The sequence below is a fragment of the Sutterella sp. KLE1602 genome (assembly GCF_001578585.1).
Lineage (GTDB): Bacteria > Pseudomonadota > Gammaproteobacteria > Burkholderiales > Burkholderiaceae_F > Sutterella > Sutterella wadsworthensis_A.
Genome location: NZ_KQ968570.1, coordinates 78,944 through 97,343, shown reverse-complemented (window position 1 = coordinate 97,343; position 18,400 = coordinate 78,944). Strand labels below are relative to the sequence as shown.

The 18,400-nt window shown below is 61.9% G+C and carries 15 protein-coding genes and 3 tRNA genes; all 18 read left to right on the top strand.

Going from position 1 to position 18,400, the window contains the following annotated elements:
• Positions 1-84: 84 nt before the first annotated feature.
• The 18 genes from HMPREF3036_RS10215 to pstA all read left to right on the top strand — a co-directional run bounded on the left by HMPREF3036_RS10215 (position 85) and on the right by pstA (position 18,368).
• Positions 85-2,196, top strand: coding sequence for a RelA/SpoT family protein (locus tag HMPREF3036_RS10215; RefSeq protein WP_062334183.1), 2,112 nt, complete (start codon positions 85-87; stop codon positions 2,194-2,196).
• 193 nt (positions 2,197-2,389) lie between these two features.
• Positions 2,390-2,466: transfer RNA gene (locus HMPREF3036_RS10210), tRNA-Val, on the top strand.
• Between the two features lie 98 nt (positions 2,467-2,564).
• Positions 2,565-2,641, top strand: a tRNA-Val gene (locus tag HMPREF3036_RS10205).
• 177 nt (positions 2,642-2,818) lie between these two features.
• The gene (gene thrS, locus HMPREF3036_RS10200) at positions 2,819-4,738 is read left to right on the top strand and encodes a threonine--tRNA ligase (protein ID WP_005433582.1); all 1,920 of its coding nucleotides are present in this window, start codon (positions 2,819-2,821) and stop codon (positions 4,736-4,738) included.
• 29 nt (positions 4,739-4,767) lie between these two features.
• Positions 4,768-5,289: a translation initiation factor IF-3 gene (infC, locus tag HMPREF3036_RS10195; protein ID WP_081579406.1), complete on the top strand. Its 522-nt coding sequence runs from the start codon at positions 4,768-4,770 to the stop codon at positions 5,287-5,289.
• A 164-nt stretch (positions 5,290-5,453) separates the two neighbouring features.
• Entirely contained in the window at positions 5,454-5,651 is a 198-nt protein-coding gene (gene rpmI / locus HMPREF3036_RS10190) for a 50S ribosomal protein L35 (protein ID WP_005433578.1), read from the top strand.
• Between the two features lie 18 nt (positions 5,652-5,669).
• Complete coding sequence (rplT, locus tag HMPREF3036_RS10185) at positions 5,670-6,020, top strand: 50S ribosomal protein L20 (protein ID WP_005433574.1); 351 nt, start codon at positions 5,670-5,672, stop codon at positions 6,018-6,020.
• A gap of 699 nt (positions 6,021-6,719) precedes the next feature.
• On the top strand, positions 6,720-7,391 hold the full coding sequence (locus HMPREF3036_RS10180; protein ID WP_005433570.1) for a hypothetical protein: 672 nt from the start codon (positions 6,720-6,722) through the stop codon (positions 7,389-7,391).
• Positions 7,384-7,851: a YjiG family protein gene (locus HMPREF3036_RS10175; protein ID WP_005433569.1), complete on the top strand. Its 468-nt coding sequence runs from the start codon at positions 7,384-7,386 to the stop codon at positions 7,849-7,851. Before HMPREF3036_RS10180 ends, HMPREF3036_RS10175 begins: the two co-directional genes overlap by 8 nt.
• A gap of 309 nt (positions 7,852-8,160) precedes the next feature.
• On the top strand, positions 8,161-9,177 hold the full coding sequence (pheS, locus tag HMPREF3036_RS10170; protein ID WP_005433568.1) for a phenylalanine--tRNA ligase subunit alpha: 1,017 nt from the start codon (positions 8,161-8,163) through the stop codon (positions 9,175-9,177).
• Positions 9,178-9,207: 30 nt separating this feature from the next.
• Complete coding sequence (gene pheT, locus HMPREF3036_RS10165; RefSeq protein WP_005433567.1) at positions 9,208-11,625, top strand: phenylalanine--tRNA ligase subunit beta; 2,418 nt, start codon at positions 9,208-9,210, stop codon at positions 11,623-11,625.
• A 59-nt stretch (positions 11,626-11,684) separates the two neighbouring features.
• A complete protein-coding gene (locus HMPREF3036_RS10160) occupies positions 11,685-12,167 on the top strand; it encodes an integration host factor subunit alpha (protein WP_005433566.1) in 483 nt (160 codons plus the stop codon).
• A 95-nt stretch (positions 12,168-12,262) separates the two neighbouring features.
• Positions 12,263-12,339: transfer RNA gene (locus HMPREF3036_RS10155), tRNA-Pro, on the top strand.
• Positions 12,340-12,522: 183 nt separating this feature from the next.
• Complete coding sequence (locus HMPREF3036_RS10150) at positions 12,523-13,068, top strand: hypothetical protein (RefSeq protein ID WP_005433563.1); 546 nt, start codon at positions 12,523-12,525, stop codon at positions 13,066-13,068.
• A 192-nt stretch (positions 13,069-13,260) separates the two neighbouring features.
• A complete protein-coding gene (locus HMPREF3036_RS10145; protein WP_062334181.1) occupies positions 13,261-15,063 on the top strand; it encodes an aryl-sulfate sulfotransferase in 1,803 nt (600 codons plus the stop codon).
• Between the two features lie 613 nt (positions 15,064-15,676).
• The gene (locus tag HMPREF3036_RS10140) at positions 15,677-16,510 is read left to right on the top strand and encodes a PstS family phosphate ABC transporter substrate-binding protein (protein WP_062334219.1); all 834 of its coding nucleotides are present in this window, start codon (positions 15,677-15,679) and stop codon (positions 16,508-16,510) included.
• 122 nt (positions 16,511-16,632) lie between these two features.
• Positions 16,633-17,514 carry a phosphate ABC transporter permease subunit PstC gene (pstC, locus tag HMPREF3036_RS10135; RefSeq protein ID WP_005433470.1) on the top strand — a complete coding sequence of 294 codons (882 nt, stop codon included), beginning with the start codon at positions 16,633-16,635 and terminating at the stop codon, positions 17,512-17,514.
• Positions 17,511-18,368, top strand: a complete 858-nt coding sequence (pstA, locus tag HMPREF3036_RS10130) for a phosphate ABC transporter permease PstA (RefSeq protein ID WP_231853626.1) — start codon at positions 17,511-17,513, stop codon at positions 18,366-18,368. Before pstC ends, pstA begins: the two co-directional genes overlap by 4 nt.
• Positions 18,369-18,400 lie beyond the last annotated feature (32 nt).

Here is an 18,400-nt window from a genome sequence, read left to right as displayed (position 1 = left end):
CGGGACGTCCGCCTGCATGACTGTTGAAGCCCTCCGCTGCTGGGAAAGAGGCCTGCGGAGGCGCCTGGAGGAGATAAAACAGAAATGTCGGAAACGCCTGCCCTGGTCGTGGACGTCTCGCTTGCACGCAGCATGGTCGAGCCGCTCTATCGCGACCTTACCCTTCCGACCGGTGAGAACGTCATGCAGCATGCCGACGGCATCGCAAGCATTCTCAGAGAGGTCAGGGACGATCCGGAACTCATCAGCGCAGCCTATCTTTTCTGCGTGCCTTCCGTGATCCAGAATTCCGGCGAATGGATCGAAAAGAGCTTCGGTCCCGCCGTCAACGGGCTCGTGCAGGAGCTCGGACAAGTGAACGAACTTTCCCGCCGCGCCCGTTCCGAAAACGAGGAGGCGAACACGCGTCATCAGGTGGAGGCCATGCGCCGCATGTTCCTTTCGATGTGCAAGGACCTGCGCGTCGTCCTTCTCAAGCTTGCGAGCCGCCTGCAAACGCTGCGCTGGTTCGCCGCCTCGAAGCGCGAGGGCGCCGAGAAGTTCGGCACCGAGACGCTCGACCTTTACGCACCGCTGGCCAACCGCCTCGGCATCTGGCAGCTCAAGTGGGAGCTCGAGGACCTGTCGCTGCGTTTCACGCGCCCGTCCGAATACCGTGAGATCGCACAGCAACTCGACGAATCGCGCGAGCAGCGCATCGAGTTCATGCAGAGCGCCGTGCTGCGCATCCGCGGACTTCTTGAGGAGAACGGCATCAAGGCCGAAGTCTCGGGACGTCCGAAGCACATCTATTCGATCTGGAAGAAGATGCAGCGCAAGCACCTGCGCTTTGATCAGCTCTTCGACGTGCGCGCCGTGCGCATCATTGTCGACACGGTCGAGCGCTGCTACCAGGTGCTCTCCATCGTGCACGAGAACTTCCCCGTGATTTCGAAGGAGTACGACGACTACATCGCCAAGCCCAAGCCCAACGGCTACCAGTCGCTTCACACGGTCGTGACCGACAAGGCGGGCCGTCCGCTCGAGATCCAGATCCGCACCCGCGCCATGCATGAGTTCGCAGAGCTCGGCGTGGCCGCGCACTGGCGCTACAAGGAGGCAGGCAACTCCAACGGCGCGACGAGCGCCGAGGAGCAGCGCGTCGCCTGGCTTCGCCAGCTGCTCGCCTGGGGCAGCGACATGCAGAACCAGGGCCAGCCCGAGGGCGAGGCCGTGCTCGACGACCACATCTATGCGCTCACGCCGCAGGGCCGCGTGGTCGAGCTGCCCCGCGGGGGCACGCCCGTCGACTTCGCCTATGCCGTGCACACGCAGCTCGGCCACCGCACCAAGGGCGCAAAGGTCGACGGCGTGCTCGTGCCGCTCAACACCAAGCTCGAGACGGGCCAGACCGTCGAGATCATCGCCGCCAAGGTGGGACAGCCGTCCCGCGACTGGCTCTCCGCCGAGAAGGGCTTTGCGGCCAGTCCGCGCACCCGCAACAAGGTCCGCCAGTGGTTCAACGCCCAGCAGACTGCGGAGCTCACCGCCCAGGGCCGCGAGAAGATCGACAAGGAGCTTGCGCGCCTCGGCAAGACTGCGGTCAAGCTCGAGGATCTCGCCAAGCGCCTCGGCTATGAGGGCGTCGACGAGCTCTGCCTTGCATACGGCAAGGAGGAGATCACGCAGACGGCGCTCGCCACCGCTGTGCAGCAGCCCAAGCCCGTCGCGCCCGAGCCCGACGAGGTCCTCATCCGCCAGTCCCGCAACACGGGCAAGAGCGACGTGCTCGTCGTGGGCGTCGATTCGCTTCTCACGCAGCTCGCCCGCTGCTGCCATCCCGTGCCGCCCGACGAGATCGTCGGCTACGTCACCCGCGGCCGCGGCGTGACGATCCACCGCGCCGACTGCCCGAACATCCGCAACATGTCCGAGCAGGACCACGGCCGCCTCATCGAAGTGAGCTGGGGCAGGGGAGGCGACGGCGTCTTCCCCGCCGAGGTCTTCGTCGTCGCGACCGACCGTCCCGGCCTCATCAGGGACATCTCGGAAATCTTCATGAAGGCCAAGCAGAACCTCGTGGGTATGAATTCCCAGAAGGTGAAGACCGACGTCCGCATGCGCTTCACGGTCGAGATCCCCTCGGCCTCGAGCCTGACGTCCACACTCACGGCCATTCGCGAGCTCAAGGGCGTCCTGTCGGCCCGTCGCTGCTGATTTCGCAGACCCCTTGAGGTGTGATTACAAATAAAATACCGTAAAAACGGTAGGCGAGAAACTTCGGTTTCTCGCCTTTTTTCATTGTGCTACAGTGGTTTGCGGGTTTTTGTGTGCAGAGTGCCGAAAAAAAATATTTTTCGACGGTCTTGCTTTTTCAAAAATCTCAGGCATAATTTCGTTCTCACACGGCAGGCACGTAGCTCAGTTGGTTAGAGCATCACCTTGACATGGTGGGGGTCGTTGGTTCGAATCCAATCGTGCCTACCAGGAACTTCTTCCTGCGACGTCCGTGTGAAGCGGTTCAAGGACCGCGAATGCAAGAGTTTGCAAATGCGCAAAATCTCAGGCATAATAAAAACCTTGACAGGCACGTAGCTCAGTTGGTTAGAGCATCACCTTGACATGGTGGGGGTCGTTGGTTCGAATCCAATCGTGCCTACCAGAATTTTATTTGGGATTTTGTTGAACGATGTGTTCTTCGCAGACTTTTCGCACAACAACACCCTCTCTTTGAAAAAATTGAGGGCGTGAGCGAAACGTTGTCCAACAAAATGTCCAAGGCAAAGAAGTGCGGCTCATGTCCGCACTTTTTTTTCGCCTGTAGAAAACGAGGTTAAAAATGGTTGCAATTACCCTTCCGGACGGCTCCAAGCGCGAATTCGCCGCCGCCGTCACCGTTGCCGATGTCGCCGCCGACATCGGTGCCGGTCTGGCCAAGGCCGCTCTCGCCGGCCGCGTCGACGGCAAGCTCGTCGACCTCTCCCATGTGATCGACAAGGACGCTCAGGTCGCCATCATCACGGGCCGCGACGCCGAAGGTGTTGAAATCATCCGTCACTCGACCGCCCATCTGATGGCGCAGGCCGTGAAGGAGCTTTACCCGGAAGCCCAGGTCACGATCGGGCCGGCCATTGAAAACGGCTTCTACTACGACTTCTCCTACAGCCGTCCGTTCACCCCCGAGGACCTCAAGGCCATCGAGGAGCGCATGGACGAGATCGTCAAGCGCAACATCAAGATCGAACGCATCGAGATGTCCCGCGACGAAGCCGTGAAGTTCTTCACGGATCTCGGCGAAAAGTACAAGGCCGAACTCATTGAAGCCATCCCGCAGGGTGAAACGATCTCGCTCTACCGTCAGGGCGACTTCACCGACCTCTGCCGCGGCCCCCATGTGCCGTCCACGGGCGCGCTCAAGGTGCACCGTCTGATGAAGGTTGCCGGCGCCTACTGGCGCGGCGACTCCAAGAACGAGATGCTCCAGCGCATTTACGGCACCGCCTGGGCCACGAAGGACGACCTCAAGGCCTATCTGACGATGCTTGAGGAAGCCGAAAAGCGCGACCACCGTCGCCTCGGCCGCGAGCTCGACCTCTTCCACCTCCAGGACGAGGCCCCGGGCATGATCTTCTGGCATCCGAAGGGATGGGCCCTCTGGCAGGTGATCGAGCAGTACATGCGCCGCATCTACCAGGACAACGGCTACGGCGAAGTCAAGGCTCCGCAGCTTCTCGACCGCTCGCTCTGGGAACGTTCCGGTCACTGGGCCAAGTATCGTGACAACATGTTCACGACCGAGTCCGAGAACCGCTACTACGCCCTCAAGCCGATGAACTGCCCGGGCCACATCCAGATCTTCAACTGCGCGCTGCGTAGCTACCGTGATCTGCCGTTCCGCCTCGGCGAATTCGGCCAGTGCCACCGCAACGAACCCTCCGGCTCGCTCCATGGCATGATGCGTGTTCGCGGCTTCACCCAGGACGACGGCCACATCTTCTGCACGGAAGACCAGATTCTCGCCGAATGCGAAGCCTTCACGAAGCTCGTCAAGGACGTCTACCAGGACTTCGGCTTCACCGAGATCGCCTACAAGGTCGCCACGCGCCCCGAAATGCGCATCGGTGAGGACGCCGTCTGGGACAAGGCCGAGCATGCCCTGATGCAGAGTCTTGACGCTCTCGGCATCAAGTATGAAGTTCTTGAGGGTGAAGGCGCCTTCTACGGTCCCAAGATCGAATATCATCTTAAGGACTGCCTCGGTCGCTCTTGGCAGTGCGGCACCATCCAGGTGGACTTCCAGATGCCGGGCCGCCTCGGCGCCGAGTACGTCGCCGAAGACAACTCGCGCAAGGTTCCCGTCATGCTTCACCGCGCCATCCTCGGTTCTCTCGAACGCTGGATCGGCATGCTGATCGAAGAATACGCCGGCGCCTTCCCGACCTGGCTCGCCCCGGTCCAGTGCGCGGTCGCCTGCATCACGGACGCCCAGAAGGACTACGCCGACGAAGTCGCCGCCAAGCTTCACGCTGCCCGCATCCGCGTGCAGTCTGATTTGCGCAGCGAAAAGATTAACTATAAAATCCGCGAATTGAGCCTGCAGAAGATTCCGTACATTCTCGTCGTGGGCGAGAAGGAAAAGCAGGCCGGTTGCGTGGCGGTTCGCGCCCGCGGTGGCAAGGACCTCGGCTCGATCAAGCTCGATGACTTCATCGCGATGATCAAGCAGGAGGACGAAGCCCGCTCGCCCTTTGCGCACTAACCGCAAAACTAACGATTTAGGAGATTGTCATAGCACAAGATCGCAAGCATCGGATCAACGGTGAGATCCGAGTTCCTGAGGTCCGACTGACCGGCGTCGATGGCGCCCAGATCGGCATTGTCCGCACTGCGGAAGCCCTGCGCATGGCTGAGGACGCCGACGTTGACCTCGTTGAGATCGCGCCGAACGCCCAGCCGCCGGTCTGCCGCCTGATGGACTACGGCAAGTTCCGTTATCAGGAACAGAAGAAGGCTCAGGAAGCCAAGGCCAAGCAGAAGGTGATTCAGGTCAAGGAAGTGAAGTTCCGCCCGGTGACGGACGAAAACGACTTCCAAACGAAGCTCCGCTCCCTGGTGCGATTCCTCAATGACGGCGACAAGGCCAAGGTCACGCTGCGCTACCGCGGCCGTGAAATGGCTCACCAGCAGTTCGGCATGGAGCTGATGGACCGCATCCGCACGGAGCTCGCCGAAGTGGCTCAGGTTGAACATCAGCCCAAGCTCGAAGGCCGCCAGATGATCATGGTGCTGGCTCCTAAAAAGAAAAAGTGATTTTTTCACACACTGCCTCAAAATTGAGGTAGAATTCTGTCTTTCCCAAAAAACGGACCGCAAGTCGGTCCGTTTTTTGGATAACAAGTGAGCCTCGGGCTTGAGAAAGTTCCCGTCGTCTGGATGGGGCGCCTGTGGTTCATCAAATAAAGAGGTAACGGCAAATGCCGAAGATGAAGACTAAGCGCGCTGCCGCCAAGCGTTTCAAGCCGCGCGCCAGTGGCTCGATCAAGCGTGCCCACGCTACGAAGCGTCATATCCTTACGAAGCGTACGACGAAGAACAAGCGCCAGCTCCGCGGCATGGTCGATATCCATGAATCCGATATCGCTTCCGTGCGTCGCATGTTGCCTTACGCCTAATTAAAGGAGATATAGAAGATGCCCCGAGTTAAGCGTGGTGTGACGGCTCGTGCCCGTCATAAGAAAGTTTTCGCCCTTTCCAAGGGCTTCAGCCTCCGCCGCAACAACGTCTACCGTGTTGCCAAGCAGGCTGTCATGCGCGCCGGTCAGTATGCCTATCGTGACCGCCGTGACAAGAAGGGTACGTTCCGCCGTCTGTGGATCGCCCGTATCAATGCCGGCGCTCGCGCCAACGGCATGACCTACTCCGTGTTCATGAACGGCCTCAAGAAGGCCGGCATCGGTCTCGACCGCAAGGTCCTTTCCGACATGGCCATCTTCGACAAGGAAGGCTTCGCCTCCCTCGTCAACCAGGTCAAGGGTGCCTAATTCGAAGCATGTCCGGACGGACGGTTTGCACTGAATCGTCTTGCTTTCATCCGGAAGCTTTGAGAAGAAGAGACTCGGTATTCGCTGGGTCTCTTTTTTTTCGCCCTTTTTTCCGTCCTTCGAGGACTCCGAGGCCGCAGCGCTTTCCCGTGAAAGCCTGCGGTCTGTCGCTTTTGAGCAAAAAAAATGGACATGATGACAAACCGTTCATCACCCATCTATGATGAAAAATAAGGAGCAGGTGCATCGCCAACCATTCAGATCAGCTCATGAAGAGATACGGGTGCGACGCAGATCTCGGTGTGGTGATGAGGGCTTGGTTCCTGCGAATCTTTCATGATGCGACTTCGGGCCGCAGGGGGGCGTGCTTTGCTCTCATCTTTTTCATGAAAAAAAGAGGCCGAAAGGCATCAGAATTTTCCCTAGGGCGTTGTGCCTAGACGGAGGGGTGTCTGTTCTCGTCAAAGTGACGAAAACGACTGCGCCTTCGGTGGGGTTCGTCGAAGCTCCTGCCGAAGTCTTGTCCGGGCGTCGGGGCGTCTAGTACAAACGCCCGAGGCAGTCCGAAAGTCGGCGCAGGTATACTGCGATGCGTGGTAAACCCCGACAACGGATCACCGCCGTCGCTGGGGCGCCTTTCGCAGAAGAACGATTCAATCGTCTTCACTTCAACCCTCCCTCCGAAAAAGGACAAGACTCATGGCGGATCCCAAGACTCAGACTGCCTGCGAGGAGAATCCGAAGGTGGGCTTCGGCGCGTACATCGCGCTCGCGCTTGCCATCATCATCTTCTCCGGCGTCTTCTACAAGATGCCCGACGCCTACAAGTGGCTCGGCGCCTTCGACTACACGACCCTCATCGGCAAGTACGGCACCATCGCCGGCACGGCCAGCAACTTTCAGGGCTCCGGCGGCTTCAGCGCCCGCGCGGGCTTCCTCTTCTCCCTCAATCTGTTCCCCGGTGTCATGCTCGCCATGGGCCTCATTGAGGTGCTCTCCTTCTACGGCGCTCTGCGTGCCGCTCAGGTCATCCTGACGCCGCTCCTCAAGCCGATCCTCGGCGTGCCGGGCTACACGGGCCTTGCCCTCATCACCGACCTTCAGTCCACCGACGGCGGCGCCGCCATCACGCGCGCCCTGCACGACGAAGGCCGCATCACGACGAAGAACCTCGTGACGATCTGCGCCTGGCAGTATACGGGCGCGGGCTGCGTGTCCAACTACTACTCCACCGTCTCCGGTCTCTTCACGCTTTTCACCGTGAAGGTCTGGATCCCGATGGCCCTCATTCTGGTCCTCAAGTTCGTGGGCGGCGCTCTGATCCGCACCATCCTCAGCACCGTTTATCGCAAGGACTTCGAAAATGACTAATCACTCCACCACCTCGAAGAATCCCTTCGACATCTTCATCGTCGGCCTGCGCAAGGGTCTCGACATCGGTCTCTACAGCCTGCTGCCGAACGTGCTGATGGCCTTCGTGCTCACGTACATGCTGAATCTCTTCGGCGTCATGAAGTTCCTCGGCGACACCTGCGGCGGCGTGATGGGCGCCTTCGACCTTCCGGGCGAGGCCATCACGGTGCTTCTCGCCACGTGGCTCTCCTGCGGCGCCGGTGTCGGCGTTGCCGCCAGCCTGGCCGCTGCCGGCCAGCTCAACGCCCATGACGTGACGATTCTCGCGCCGGCCTTCATTCTGATGGCCTCCCAGATCCAGTACATGGGCCGTCTTCTCGGCGTGGCCAACTGCCCGAAGAAGTACTGGCCGCTGCTCATGTTCAACAGCGTCTTCATGGCCTGCCTTGGCATGATCGTGATGCGCTTCGTCGCCTGACCGCGTCCCTGAGCAATCACAACCCGAAAGCCGACGGCTTTAGCCGCCGGCTTTCGCGCTTTCCGGTTCTTCAAAATTTTGGGAATGCAGACAAGTCGTTGTAAAATAAGATTTTTCGTCGGTCCTCTCTTGCGATGGGAGCCTCTTGCGAAAAGAAGCCGGAGACCATTCGGGCCTTTTTTCGCAACAGGCTGTCGCAGCAGGCATCCTCCGCGTCAGGCGTTACCCTCGGATGAGGATGCGCGGCCGCCATGGACCGGACGGGTGATCCCGCCCGGTTTTACAACATCAAAGTCGAGATCAGTGAACATGCAGGATCTTTCCGAACTCATCGAGTCCGCGCGTCAGGACTTCGCTCAGGCAGAGCAGCCCGCTGCCCTGGAAGACGCCAAGGCCAAGTACATCGGCAAAAGCGGCGCCGTGACGGCTCTCATGAAGAGCCTCGGCCAGCTCGCGCCCGAAGAGCGCCGCGCCCGCGGTCAGGAAATCAACAAGGCCAAGGCCGCTATCGAAGCCGCGCTCAACGCCCGCCGCGAACAGCTCGCTCAGGCCGCCATGCAGGCCAAGCTCGCCAGCGAAGCGATCGACGTGACCCTTCCGGGCCGCGTCCGCACCGAAGGCGGCATCCACCCCGTCATGCGCACATGGATGCGCATCGAGGAGATCTTCCGCTCCATCGGCTTCGACGTTGCCGACGGTCCCGAAATCGAAAGCGACTGGTTCAGCTTCACGGCCCTCAACAACCCGCCCAACCATCCCGCCCGCTCCATGCAGGACACGTTCTACGTGGACCGCTGCGACGAGGAAGGCCGCCAGCTGCCGCTGCGTCCGCACACCTCTCCGATGCAGGTTCGCTACGCCCGCACGCATGAGGCTCCGATCAAGATCATCGCCCCGGGCCGCACCTACCGCGTCGACTCCGACGCTACGCACTCCCCGATGTTCCATCAGGTCGAAGGCTTGTGGATCGGTGACGACGTGAGCTTCACCGACCTCAAGGGCGTCTACAGCGACTTCCTGCGCCGCTTCTTCGAGACGGATGACCTCGTCGTTCGCTTCCGTCCGTCCTACTTCCCGTTCACCGAGCCGTCCGTTGAAGTTGACATGATGTTCACGAGCGGCCCGCGCAAGGGCAAGTGGCTCGAGATCTCGGGCGCCGGCGAAGTGCACCCGAACGTCGTGCGCAACTTCGGCCTCGATCCTGAAAAGCACATCGGCTTCGCGTTCGGCTCCGGCCTCGAGCGCCTCACGATGCTCCGCTACGGCATCGACGACCTGCGCCTCTTCTTCGAAGGCGACCTGCGCTTCCTGCGTCAGTTCAACTAACCGGGCCAACCATCGAAAGGAATTACTGAAATGCTGTTTACAGAAGAGTGGCTGCGTCAATATTGCAATCCGCAGCTCAGCACCGAAGAGCTTGCCGAAACGCTCACGATGGCCGGCCTTGAAGTCGAGGAGGTCACGAGCGTGGCTCCCGCCTTCACGGGCGTAGTCGTCGCCGAGGTCCTCACCTGCCGCGATCATGAGAACTCCGACCATCTGCACGTCTGCGAAGTGAATGCCGGCACGGGCGAAACGCTCCAGATCGTCTGCGGCGCCCCGAACGTGCGCGCCGGCATCAAGGTCGCCTGCGCCACGATCGGCGCCGTCCTGCCGGGCGACTTCAAGATCAAGAAGTCCAAGTTGCGCGGCGTCGTGTCCATGGGCATGCTCTGCTCCGCCCGCGAACTCGGCATCAGCGAAGAGCACAACGGCATCTGGATTCTTCCGGAAGACGCGCCGATCGGCACGGACATCCGCGAGTACGCCAGGCTCGACGACTCCAAGATCGAGATCAAGCTCACGCCGAACCGCGGCGACGCGCTCTCCGTTACGGGAGTCGCCCGCGATCTCCATGCCGTGACCGGCGCTCCGCTCGTCATGCCCGCCATGGATCCGGTGCCCGCCACGTGCGAATGCGTCAAGCCCGTCGTGATCGAAGCCCCCGACCTCTGCGGCCGCTTCACGGGCCGCGTGATCCGCAACCTCAATCCCGCCGCCGAGACGCCGCAGTGGATGCGCGACCGCCTCGAGCGCGCCGGCATGCGCCACATCTCCGCGCTCGTCGACATCTCGAACTACGTCATGCTCGAGCTCGGCCGTCCGACGCACTTCTTCGACCTCGCCAAGCTTGAAGGCGACCGCATCACCGTGCGCTGGGCCCGCGAAGGCGAAAGCCTGAAGCTGCTCAACGAGCAGACGGTCGAACTCACGCCCTACTACGGCGTGGTCTGCGACGGCGACACGCCGTCGTGCATCGCCGGCATCATGGGCGGCGAAAAGAGCTCCGTCTCCGAAACGACGACCGACCTCTTCATCGAGGCCGCCTTCTGGCAGCAGCTCGCCATCCAGGGCCGCTGCCGCAAGCTCAACTTCTCGACGGACGCCGCCTACCGCTTCGAGCGCGGCGTCGACTTCGGCACGAACGCCCAGCACATGGAATACGTCACGCGCCTCGTCCTCGAGATCTGTGGCACGTCCGAAACCCGCGTGGGCCCGGTCGACGACCAGATCGTCAACCTCCCCGAAAGGAAGCCCGTCACGATGCGTGTCGCCCGCTGCCTGAAGGTGGTCGGCATGGACATCCCCGTCGAGGCCATGCACAACACGTTCACGCGCCTCGGCTTCGAATACACGTTCGACGGCGAGGTCTTCACGGTTCAGGCTCCGTCGCACCGCTTCGACATCGAGATCGAGGAGGACCTCATCGAGGAGGTTGCCCGTCTCTACGGCTACGAAAAGCTTCCCGACCGTCCGCCGCTCGCCCGCATTGCGATGAAGTCTCCGAAGGAGGCCTCCCGCACGGGTCACGCGCTTCGCCGTGAAATGGCCGTCCTCGGCTATCAGGAGCTCATCAACTTCTCGTTCGTGCCCGAAGCCTGGGAAAAGGACTTCGCCGGCAACGACGCGCCGATCCGCCTGCTCAACCCGATCGCGAGCCAGCTTTCCGTCATGCGCACGCAGCTCGTGGGCGGTCTCGTCGACATCCTGAAGTACAACCTCAACCGCAAGGCCGAACGAGTCCGCGTCTTTGAGCTCGGCCGCGTGTTCTTCCCGGATCCCGCCGTGCTTGACGGTCCGTGGTCCGTCAAGGGCGTGCGCCAACCGTCCCACATCGCAGGCCTCGCCTACGGCACGGCCAGCGACGTTCAGTGGGGCGTCGAAGCCCGCCGCGTCGACTTCTACGACGTCAAGGGCGACGTCGAGCGCCTCGTCGCTCCGCTCAAGGCCCGCTTCGTGAAGGAGGTCTTCCCCGCCCTTCATCCGGGTCGCAGCGCCGCCATCTACGTCGGCGAAAAGCGTGTCGGCTTCATCGGCGAACTTCATCCGAAGCTCGTGCACGAATACGGCCTGCCCAATGCGCCGGTCGTCTTCGAGCTTGAGGTCGAGCCGCTTCTCACGCTCGAGCTGCCGCGCTACACGCCCGTGAGCAAGTTCCAGCCGATGCGCCGCGACGTCGCCGTCGTGGTACCTGCCGACTTTGAAGTGCAGGTTCTCATGGACGCCGTCAACGACGCCCGCGTCTCCGACGCCCGTCTCGGCGCGCTCGTCTCTTTCGGTCTCTTCGACCTCTATCGTCCGAAGACCGACGAGGGCGATGCCGAGAAGTCGCTTGCCTTTGCCGTCGAGCTCAACTCGACGGGCGAGGAGGCCCTTACGGACGCAGAGGCTGATGCAACGATGCAGGCCCTCGTCGAGGTGCTCGAACGTGCCGGTGCACGCCTTCGCGCTTGATCAACGTCTTCATCCTGCGATCTGCGCCCTCTCCGTGAGGGCGCAGGTCGAGAATCCTTATGAAATCCTTCACTGAATCTGGTGTCCTCTTCCCCGACGACTGGGAGAACGAGCCCGAAGAGCCCGCGGTTCCGCCGCCCGCCCCCGAGCCCAAGCCCGAGCGCAAGGTGCGTGACACGGCCGCAAGGCCCGCCCCGAAGCTCGCGTCCGAGGACGAAGACCTGGACTACGGCACGCCCTGCTTCAAGAGGGCGGACCTGGTCGATCTGCTCTGCGAGGAGCACGGGTTCGATGTCGCCGAGAGCCGCGCCTTCGTGGCGGAGTTCTTCGACATGATCTTCGACCATCTCGTGCAGGGACATATGGTCAAGCTCTCGGGACTGGGCAGGTTCTCCGTGCGCTACAAGGCGCCGAGACCCGCCCGGAACCCCTGGACGGGCGAAACGGTCATGCTCGAGGAGCGTACGGTGGTCTGCTACCAGTCCTCCGACACTCTCAACACCCGCGTCACTGCGAAGCTTCGTGAGAAGAAGAAGGGCTGAAAACGCCTGCAAAAAGGCAGGGCTATCACGTAAATATGGTATTTGAAGAAATGCTCTTGCTTTTTTCGGCAAGCTAGGATAAACTTCAAATCCTTCGGGGCGTAGCGCAGCCTGGTAGCGCACTTGCATGGGGTGCAAGGGGTCGCGAGTTCGAATCCCGCCGCCCCGACCAAATCCAGGAAAAGAGGTTGTTCAGAAATGAACAGCCTCTTTTTTTTCATCCGTACCTAGCGCCCGGGGGCCTCCGGTCGTTTCGAGCCGTAAGGTTCCCTTGAGGTTCGCGGTCTAACATTCATGATGCAGGCGTCCGCACGCGGCGGGCGCCTTTCGATTCCACGACCCAAGGAGAGACGTCATGACGCCGCAGGAAGCCGTCAGTGCATTTTTCAACACCATGAGGAGCGAGACCGATCAGGCGGGTCTCATGTACTCGCAGTTCGCCGTCGTTCAGGCGCTCGATTACGTCATCGACCGCTGGGAGGATCTCAACCCGCTCGCCCGCGACAAGGCGGGGAACCGCACTCGAGAATGGCTCGAGCACCTTGAGACGGTCTTCGGCGGCATGAGCACCGAGGAGCTCTGCGCGCACAAGTTCGACTTCTCCGCCGAGCTTCGCGACATCGCCGACCGCGGCTTCACCGAGGACCGCGTGATCCCCGACTACAGGGGCGACAACTTCCAGCGCGTCGCACAGGCCCGCGCCATTCTCGCCGACGGCATCTACGGCTCCGTCGACGGCATCGTCGCGCACATCAGGGACCAGGGCTGCCCCTACGCACTCCACGCCACGAGCCTTGAAATCGTCCGTCGCCTCGCTCGCATCGACGTCGAGCGCTTCGGTGAGGACAACTGCCCCGGCCAACTGAAGATGCTCGAGACGATCGAGTCGCTGCGCGGCTGATTTGCATAAGTCGACATATGCGCGTCCGAACTTCCGACGCGTACCCGAAGTCCCGTCCGGCGTCCGCCTGCGGGACTTTTGCGTTTGAGCCTTCATGCCCCTTCTTGCGCTTTCATCGGGCAGGCTTTGCTAAGATCGAAGGATGCCGCCTGCGCACGCCGCAGCCGGCGCTCAGAAAAAGAGGAGAGGATAGTGCGTACTGCATTCAAACTTCTGCCGGTCGTCGCCGGCATCTTCGCCGCGGCCTTTGCCGCTCCGTCCCACGCCGTCGGCGGCCCGAGCGGCCTCAAGGTGGGCTATGCCGTGCAGGGCACGCTCGGCGAGACGATCGTGAATCCCTACGGGCTTGCGCCCCTCACTGCCGTCATCAGGAACGGCGGCTACGTCCTCAAGCATGCGACCGTGCGCATCGTCCCGAAGGAGGGTGGCCAGGAGATCAAGTACGACGTTGGCCCGCAGACCCTGCGCACGCACGGCGGCATTCCCGTCTTCGGCCTCTACGCGGGCTGGCGCAATACGGTCGAGGTGACCTATACGCGCGTCTTTCAGGGCGAGGAGAAGACCGTGACGGAAAGCTACGTGATCAACACGCAGCCTGCCTGGCTTGAAACGACGGGAAATCCCGCGATTGCCCAGAACTTCATGACGGCCAAGGTGACGACGCCCGCGCCCAAGGAATTCTCAGATCGCCTCTACTTCATCAACAATCTCGGCGCAGCCGATGTGCGCGCGAGTCGCGCGGTCTGGAACAATCCCGTGGGCGGCGCCCTGCAGTGGAACAATCCGCCGCGAAACGCGATTCTCGACACGAAGGGCGAGATCCGCTGGTACATGAAGGCCGACCGCATCTATGATCCCGAGTCGCTCTACGACGCGGGCATCATGATGGGCTTCCATCAGAACGCCGACGGCGCGCTCTCCTGGGGCTACGGCCAGCACTATGCGAAGTACGATCTACTCGGCCGCAAGGTCTTCAACCGCCGCCTGCCCGCCAACTACGCCGACTTCAGCCACGCGATGATGCCCGCTGAAAACGGCGGCTACTTCCTGCGCGTCGCTTCGCCCGACCTCAGGCGCGCCGACGACACGCGCGTGCGCACGGTCCGCGACGTGATCATCGAGGTCGACGCCTCGGGCGAGGTCGTCGACGAATGGCGCCTCTTCGAGATTCTTGATCCGAACCGCAACATCGTCCTCAAGTCGATTGACCAGGGCGCCGTCTGCCTCAACATCGACACGTCGCAGTCGGGCAAGACGCTTTCCGCCGAGCAGCTCGCCAAGCTCGAGGCCCAGCACGCCTTCGGTGACATCGCGGGCACGGGTGCGGGCCGCAACTGGGCCCACGTCAACTCAGTCGACCACGACCCCGTCGACGACTCGATCATCCTCTCCTCCCGCCACCAGTCCGCCGTCGTCAAGATCGGCCGTGACAAGCAGGTGAAGTGGATCCTCGCCGCCCCGAACGGCTGGCGCGACGGTCTGAAGGACAAGGTCCTCACGCCCGTCGGCAAGGACGGCAGGCCCCTCTCGTGCCGCATCGGCAAGTGCGAGGGCGGCTTCGACTGGACCTGGACGCAGCACACTGCCTGGAAGATCGATGAGCTGAGCAAGGGCGACATTGTCTACGTCTCCGTCTTTGACAACGGCGACGGCCGCGCCTTCGTGCAGCCCGAGGACCAGAACGAGAAGTACAGCCGTGCCGTCGTCTACAAGATCGACCAGAAGGCTATGACCGTCGAGCAGGTCTGGGAGTACGGCAAGGAACGCGGCCATGAGCTCTACTCGCCGATCACGTCCTCCGTCGAGTATCAGGCCGACAAGAATTCGGTCGTCGTCTACTGGGCGAGCATCGGCACGGGCAGCAAGACCGGCCCCGCGCCCGTCCTGACGGAATTCCGCTGGGGCGAAACGAAGCCTGCTTTCGAGATGCACCTCAAGGGCGGTATGGGCTATCGCGCACTGCCGATCGATGCGCAGAAGGCCTTCGTCCGCTGACGCTCCTGCAGCCTGACGGGCCGACAGGATGACAAGGGGAGGATTCCGCAGGGAGTCCTCCCTTTTTTATCTCGGGGGGCCTTAGCTCAGGCAATTTTGTCAGACAACGAACTAGCGGCTTCTTGTACAGGAGATTTGACGGGCAGAAGTTTCTGAAGAAGTTTCTGAAGGTGTGTCTTCGCCGCGCGGACCGCAAAAAAAAAAGCGCCCGACCAAATGCCGGTCGGGCGTTGAAGGGGCGCGGAACTACCAGATTCCGCTAAAGGACCGGAAGAGGAACAATCGCGCTGCCGGCCTCTGGCAGAGCGAAGGGGAGGAGATTGGAACCCCTGATGTCCCTTTCCATGTGACACATGCTAACCCGACTCGGACCGGGGGTGGTTAAGCCCCGAATAAGAATCCGACCAAATCACTCGGGATTTGATCTTGCTCAATAAATGAGAACGTTTCTTAAGTGCTTTTAAGCAAAAAGGGCCCTGCGGCGGGGTTTCGGGTGTCATGAAATCGTCATGAAATGTTCACGGGGGCGTCAAGCCGGGTGTTCATACTGCGTTCACGTACAGGAGAACAGCACCTGCACGACTTTTAAAACTGAATGGAACACTTATTCATCATGCAGAACACCATCTTTTCCCGCCGCCGCGTCGTGACCTTCGTCTGCGCCGCCTCCGTCCTTGCCGCCTGCGGTACGACGTTTGCCGCCGGCACGGTCAACCTCAACGGCTCCACGACGGTTCTTCCGGTCATGCAGCAGGTTTCCGAAGCCTTCATGCAGAAGAACCCCGGCGTTGTCGTGACGATCTCCGGCACGGGTTCCGGCAACGGCATCAAGGCGCTCCGCGACAAGATGACCGATGTGGCCATGTCGAGCCGCGACCTCAAGGACAAGGAAAAGAAGGACTTCGAAGCCCACGGCATCAATCCGGTCAAGATCCCTGTCGCCCTTGACGCCATCATCCCTGTCGTCTCCCCGAAGAACGCCGTCGCCTCCCTTACGATGGAGCAGCTGCGCGACCTCTTCGCCGGCAAGATCAAGAACTGGAAGGAACTCGGCGGTGCCGACGCTCCCGTGGTCGTGGTCGGTCGCGACTCCTCCTCCGGCACGTTCGAATCCTGGCAGGAACTCGTCATGGGCAAGACCCGTGTGTCCCAGCGCGCTCTCCTCCAGAGCTCCTCCGGCGGCGTCGTTCAGGCCGTTGCCGGCAATCCGAACGCCATTGGCTACATCGGTGTGGGCTACCTCGACAGCCAGATCAAGGGCCTCGTCGTGAACGGCGTCCAGCCCGGTGCCAAGACCGCTCAGGACGGCACGTGGCCGATCTCCCGCGAACTCTACCTCTTCACCTCCGGCCAGCCGCAGGGCGACGCCAAGAAGCTCGTCGACTACACGCTCTCCGCCGAAGGCCAGCAGTTCGTCTCCAAGTCCGGCTTCGTTCCGCTCAAGTAATCGCCTGACCGGCGAGATGCAAGCGGTCAGAAAAACCGATTGAAGCACGCCGGCCGATCGCCCTCGATTCGGCCGGCGTTTCTTTTGCTCCAGAAAAGATCCAGCTGTTCCAAGGATCCCTCATGCTCAACTACAGATCAGCAGACACGCTGTTCAGAAGGGCCTCGGGTACCGTGGCGTGCGTGAGCGTGCTTGCGCTCACGGCCATCGTGCTCTTCCTGCTCGCACAGGGCCTTCCGATCTTCAAGGACGTTCCCATCGGGGACTTCCTCTTCACGACCGACTGGTACCCGACGGACGAACCGCCGGTCTTCGGTCTCGGCGCCATGATCGTCGGCTCCTTTGCGGCCGCCGTACTCACCGCCGTCATCGCCGTGCCGCTCGGCGTGCTCACCGCCGCGGCCCTTCACTGCGCGGTCCCCGCCTGGGCCGCCCGAATCCTCAAGCCCGTCATCGAGCTGATGGCGGCGCTGCCCTCGGTGGTCATCGGCTTCATCGGCATGGTGATCGTCGCCCCGTGGCTTCAGGAGACGTTCAACCTCCCGACCGGCCTCAACCTCTTCAACGCGGGCCTGATGCTCGCCTTCATGTGCATCCCGACGATCGCCTCGATTTCCGAGGACGCGCTCAGGAACGTGCCGGGCGCGCTTCGCGAGGCCTCGCTCGCCCTTGGCGCCACTCGCTGGGAGACGCTCTGCCGCGTCGAGCTTCGCTGGGCCATGGGCGGCATCGGCACCTCCGTCATGCTCGGCCTCTCGCGCGCCATCGGCGAAACGATGGTCGTGCTGATGGTGGCGGGCGGCGCGGGCATCATCCCCGAAAGCATCTTCGATCCGGTCCGTCCGATGACGGCGGGCATTGCGGCCGAAATGGCTGAGGCCGCCGTGGGCGGCGAGCACTACCACGCGCTCTACGCCGCGGGTCTGCTCCTCTTCCTGATCACCTTCGCCTTCAACCTCGCCGCGTGGTACTTCACGCGCCGTCTCTCCCTCAGGAGCGCATGATGAAAGATCTCAAGATGCGCAATCTCTCCGGCCTCGCAGGCTTCACGGTGATGCGCGGCGCCGCCCTCGTGTGCGTGCTCTCGCTCGTCTCGATGCTCGGCGTCATCTTCTGGAACGCCATGCCCGCCATGACCTGGGAGTTCTTCACCGAAGCCCCGCGCAACATGATGAGCGAAGGCGGCATCTGGCCCTGCATCGTGGGCACGTTCCTCCTCGCCGCAGGCGCCCTCGTGATCGCGCTGCCGCTCGGCGTCATGAGCGCCGTGTTCCTCAACGAGTACAACCTCGACTCGCCCGTCATCACCGTGATCCGCCTCTCGATCGCGAACCTCGCGGGTGTTCCGTCGATCATATTCGGCCTCTTCGGCCTGACGTTCTTCGTGGTCTTCTGCGGCTTCGGCGTGAGCCTTCTCTCCGGCATCCTCACGCTTGCCGTGTTGAGCCTGCCGATCATCATCAATACGACGGAAACGGCCCTCAAGCAGATCTCGCAGGACTGGCGCGAAGCCTCGCTCGCCCTGGGCGCCACGCGCTTCGAGACGATCATGAAGGTGATCCTGCCGAACGCGCTCCCCGGCATCCTCACGGGTGCCATCCTCGCGCTCGCCCGAGCCGCAGGTGAAACCGCCGCCGTGATGTACACGGGCACGGTCTTCTTCACCCAGAAGGACGGCGTCTCGCTCTTCGAGCCCGTCATGGCGCTTCCCTACCACGTCTACGTGATGGCCACTTCCGGCACGAACATCGAGGGCACCCGCCACCTGCAGTACGGCACCTCGCTCGTCCTCGTCGCGCTCGTCTTCCTGATGAGCCTCGGCGCCATCATCCTGCGCGAACGCCGCCGCTCCCGCTGAGACGGATGCGGCCGACATTGAACTGAATTTGA

Bases quoted from the DNA above. Each gene is read 5' to 3' on its own strand.
- HMPREF3036_RS10175 (WP_005433569.1), top strand. From the start codon at position 7,384: ATGACTAATCACTCCACCACCTCGAAGAATCCCTTCGACATCTTCATC.
- pstC (WP_005433470.1), top strand. From the start codon at position 16,633: ATGCTCAACTACAGATCAGCAGACACGCTGTTCAGAAGGGCCTCGGGT.
- pheT (WP_005433567.1), top strand. From the start codon at position 9,208: ATGCTGTTTACAGAAGAGTGGCTGCGTCAATATTGCAATCCGCAGCTC.
- rpmI (WP_005433578.1), top strand. From the start codon at position 5,454: ATGCCGAAGATGAAGACTAAGCGCGCTGCCGCCAAGCGTTTCAAGCCG.
- thrS (WP_005433582.1), top strand. From the start codon at position 2,819: ATGGTTGCAATTACCCTTCCGGACGGCTCCAAGCGCGAATTCGCCGCC.
- rplT (WP_005433574.1), top strand. From the start codon at position 5,670: ATGCCCCGAGTTAAGCGTGGTGTGACGGCTCGTGCCCGTCATAAGAAA.
- HMPREF3036_RS10160 (WP_005433566.1), top strand. From the start codon at position 11,685: ATGAAATCCTTCACTGAATCTGGTGTCCTCTTCCCCGACGACTGGGAG.
- pheS (WP_005433568.1), top strand. From the start codon at position 8,161: ATGCAGGATCTTTCCGAACTCATCGAGTCCGCGCGTCAGGACTTCGCT.
- HMPREF3036_RS10140 (WP_062334219.1), top strand. From the start codon at position 15,677: ATGCAGAACACCATCTTTTCCCGCCGCCGCGTCGTGACCTTCGTCTGC.
- HMPREF3036_RS10180 (WP_005433570.1), top strand. From the start codon at position 6,720: ATGGCGGATCCCAAGACTCAGACTGCCTGCGAGGAGAATCCGAAGGTG.
- HMPREF3036_RS10215 (WP_062334183.1), top strand. From the start codon at position 85: ATGTCGGAAACGCCTGCCCTGGTCGTGGACGTCTCGCTTGCACGCAGC.
- HMPREF3036_RS10150 (WP_005433563.1), top strand. From the start codon at position 12,523: ATGACGCCGCAGGAAGCCGTCAGTGCATTTTTCAACACCATGAGGAGC.
- pstA (WP_231853626.1), top strand. From the start codon at position 17,511: ATGATGAAAGATCTCAAGATGCGCAATCTCTCCGGCCTCGCAGGCTTC.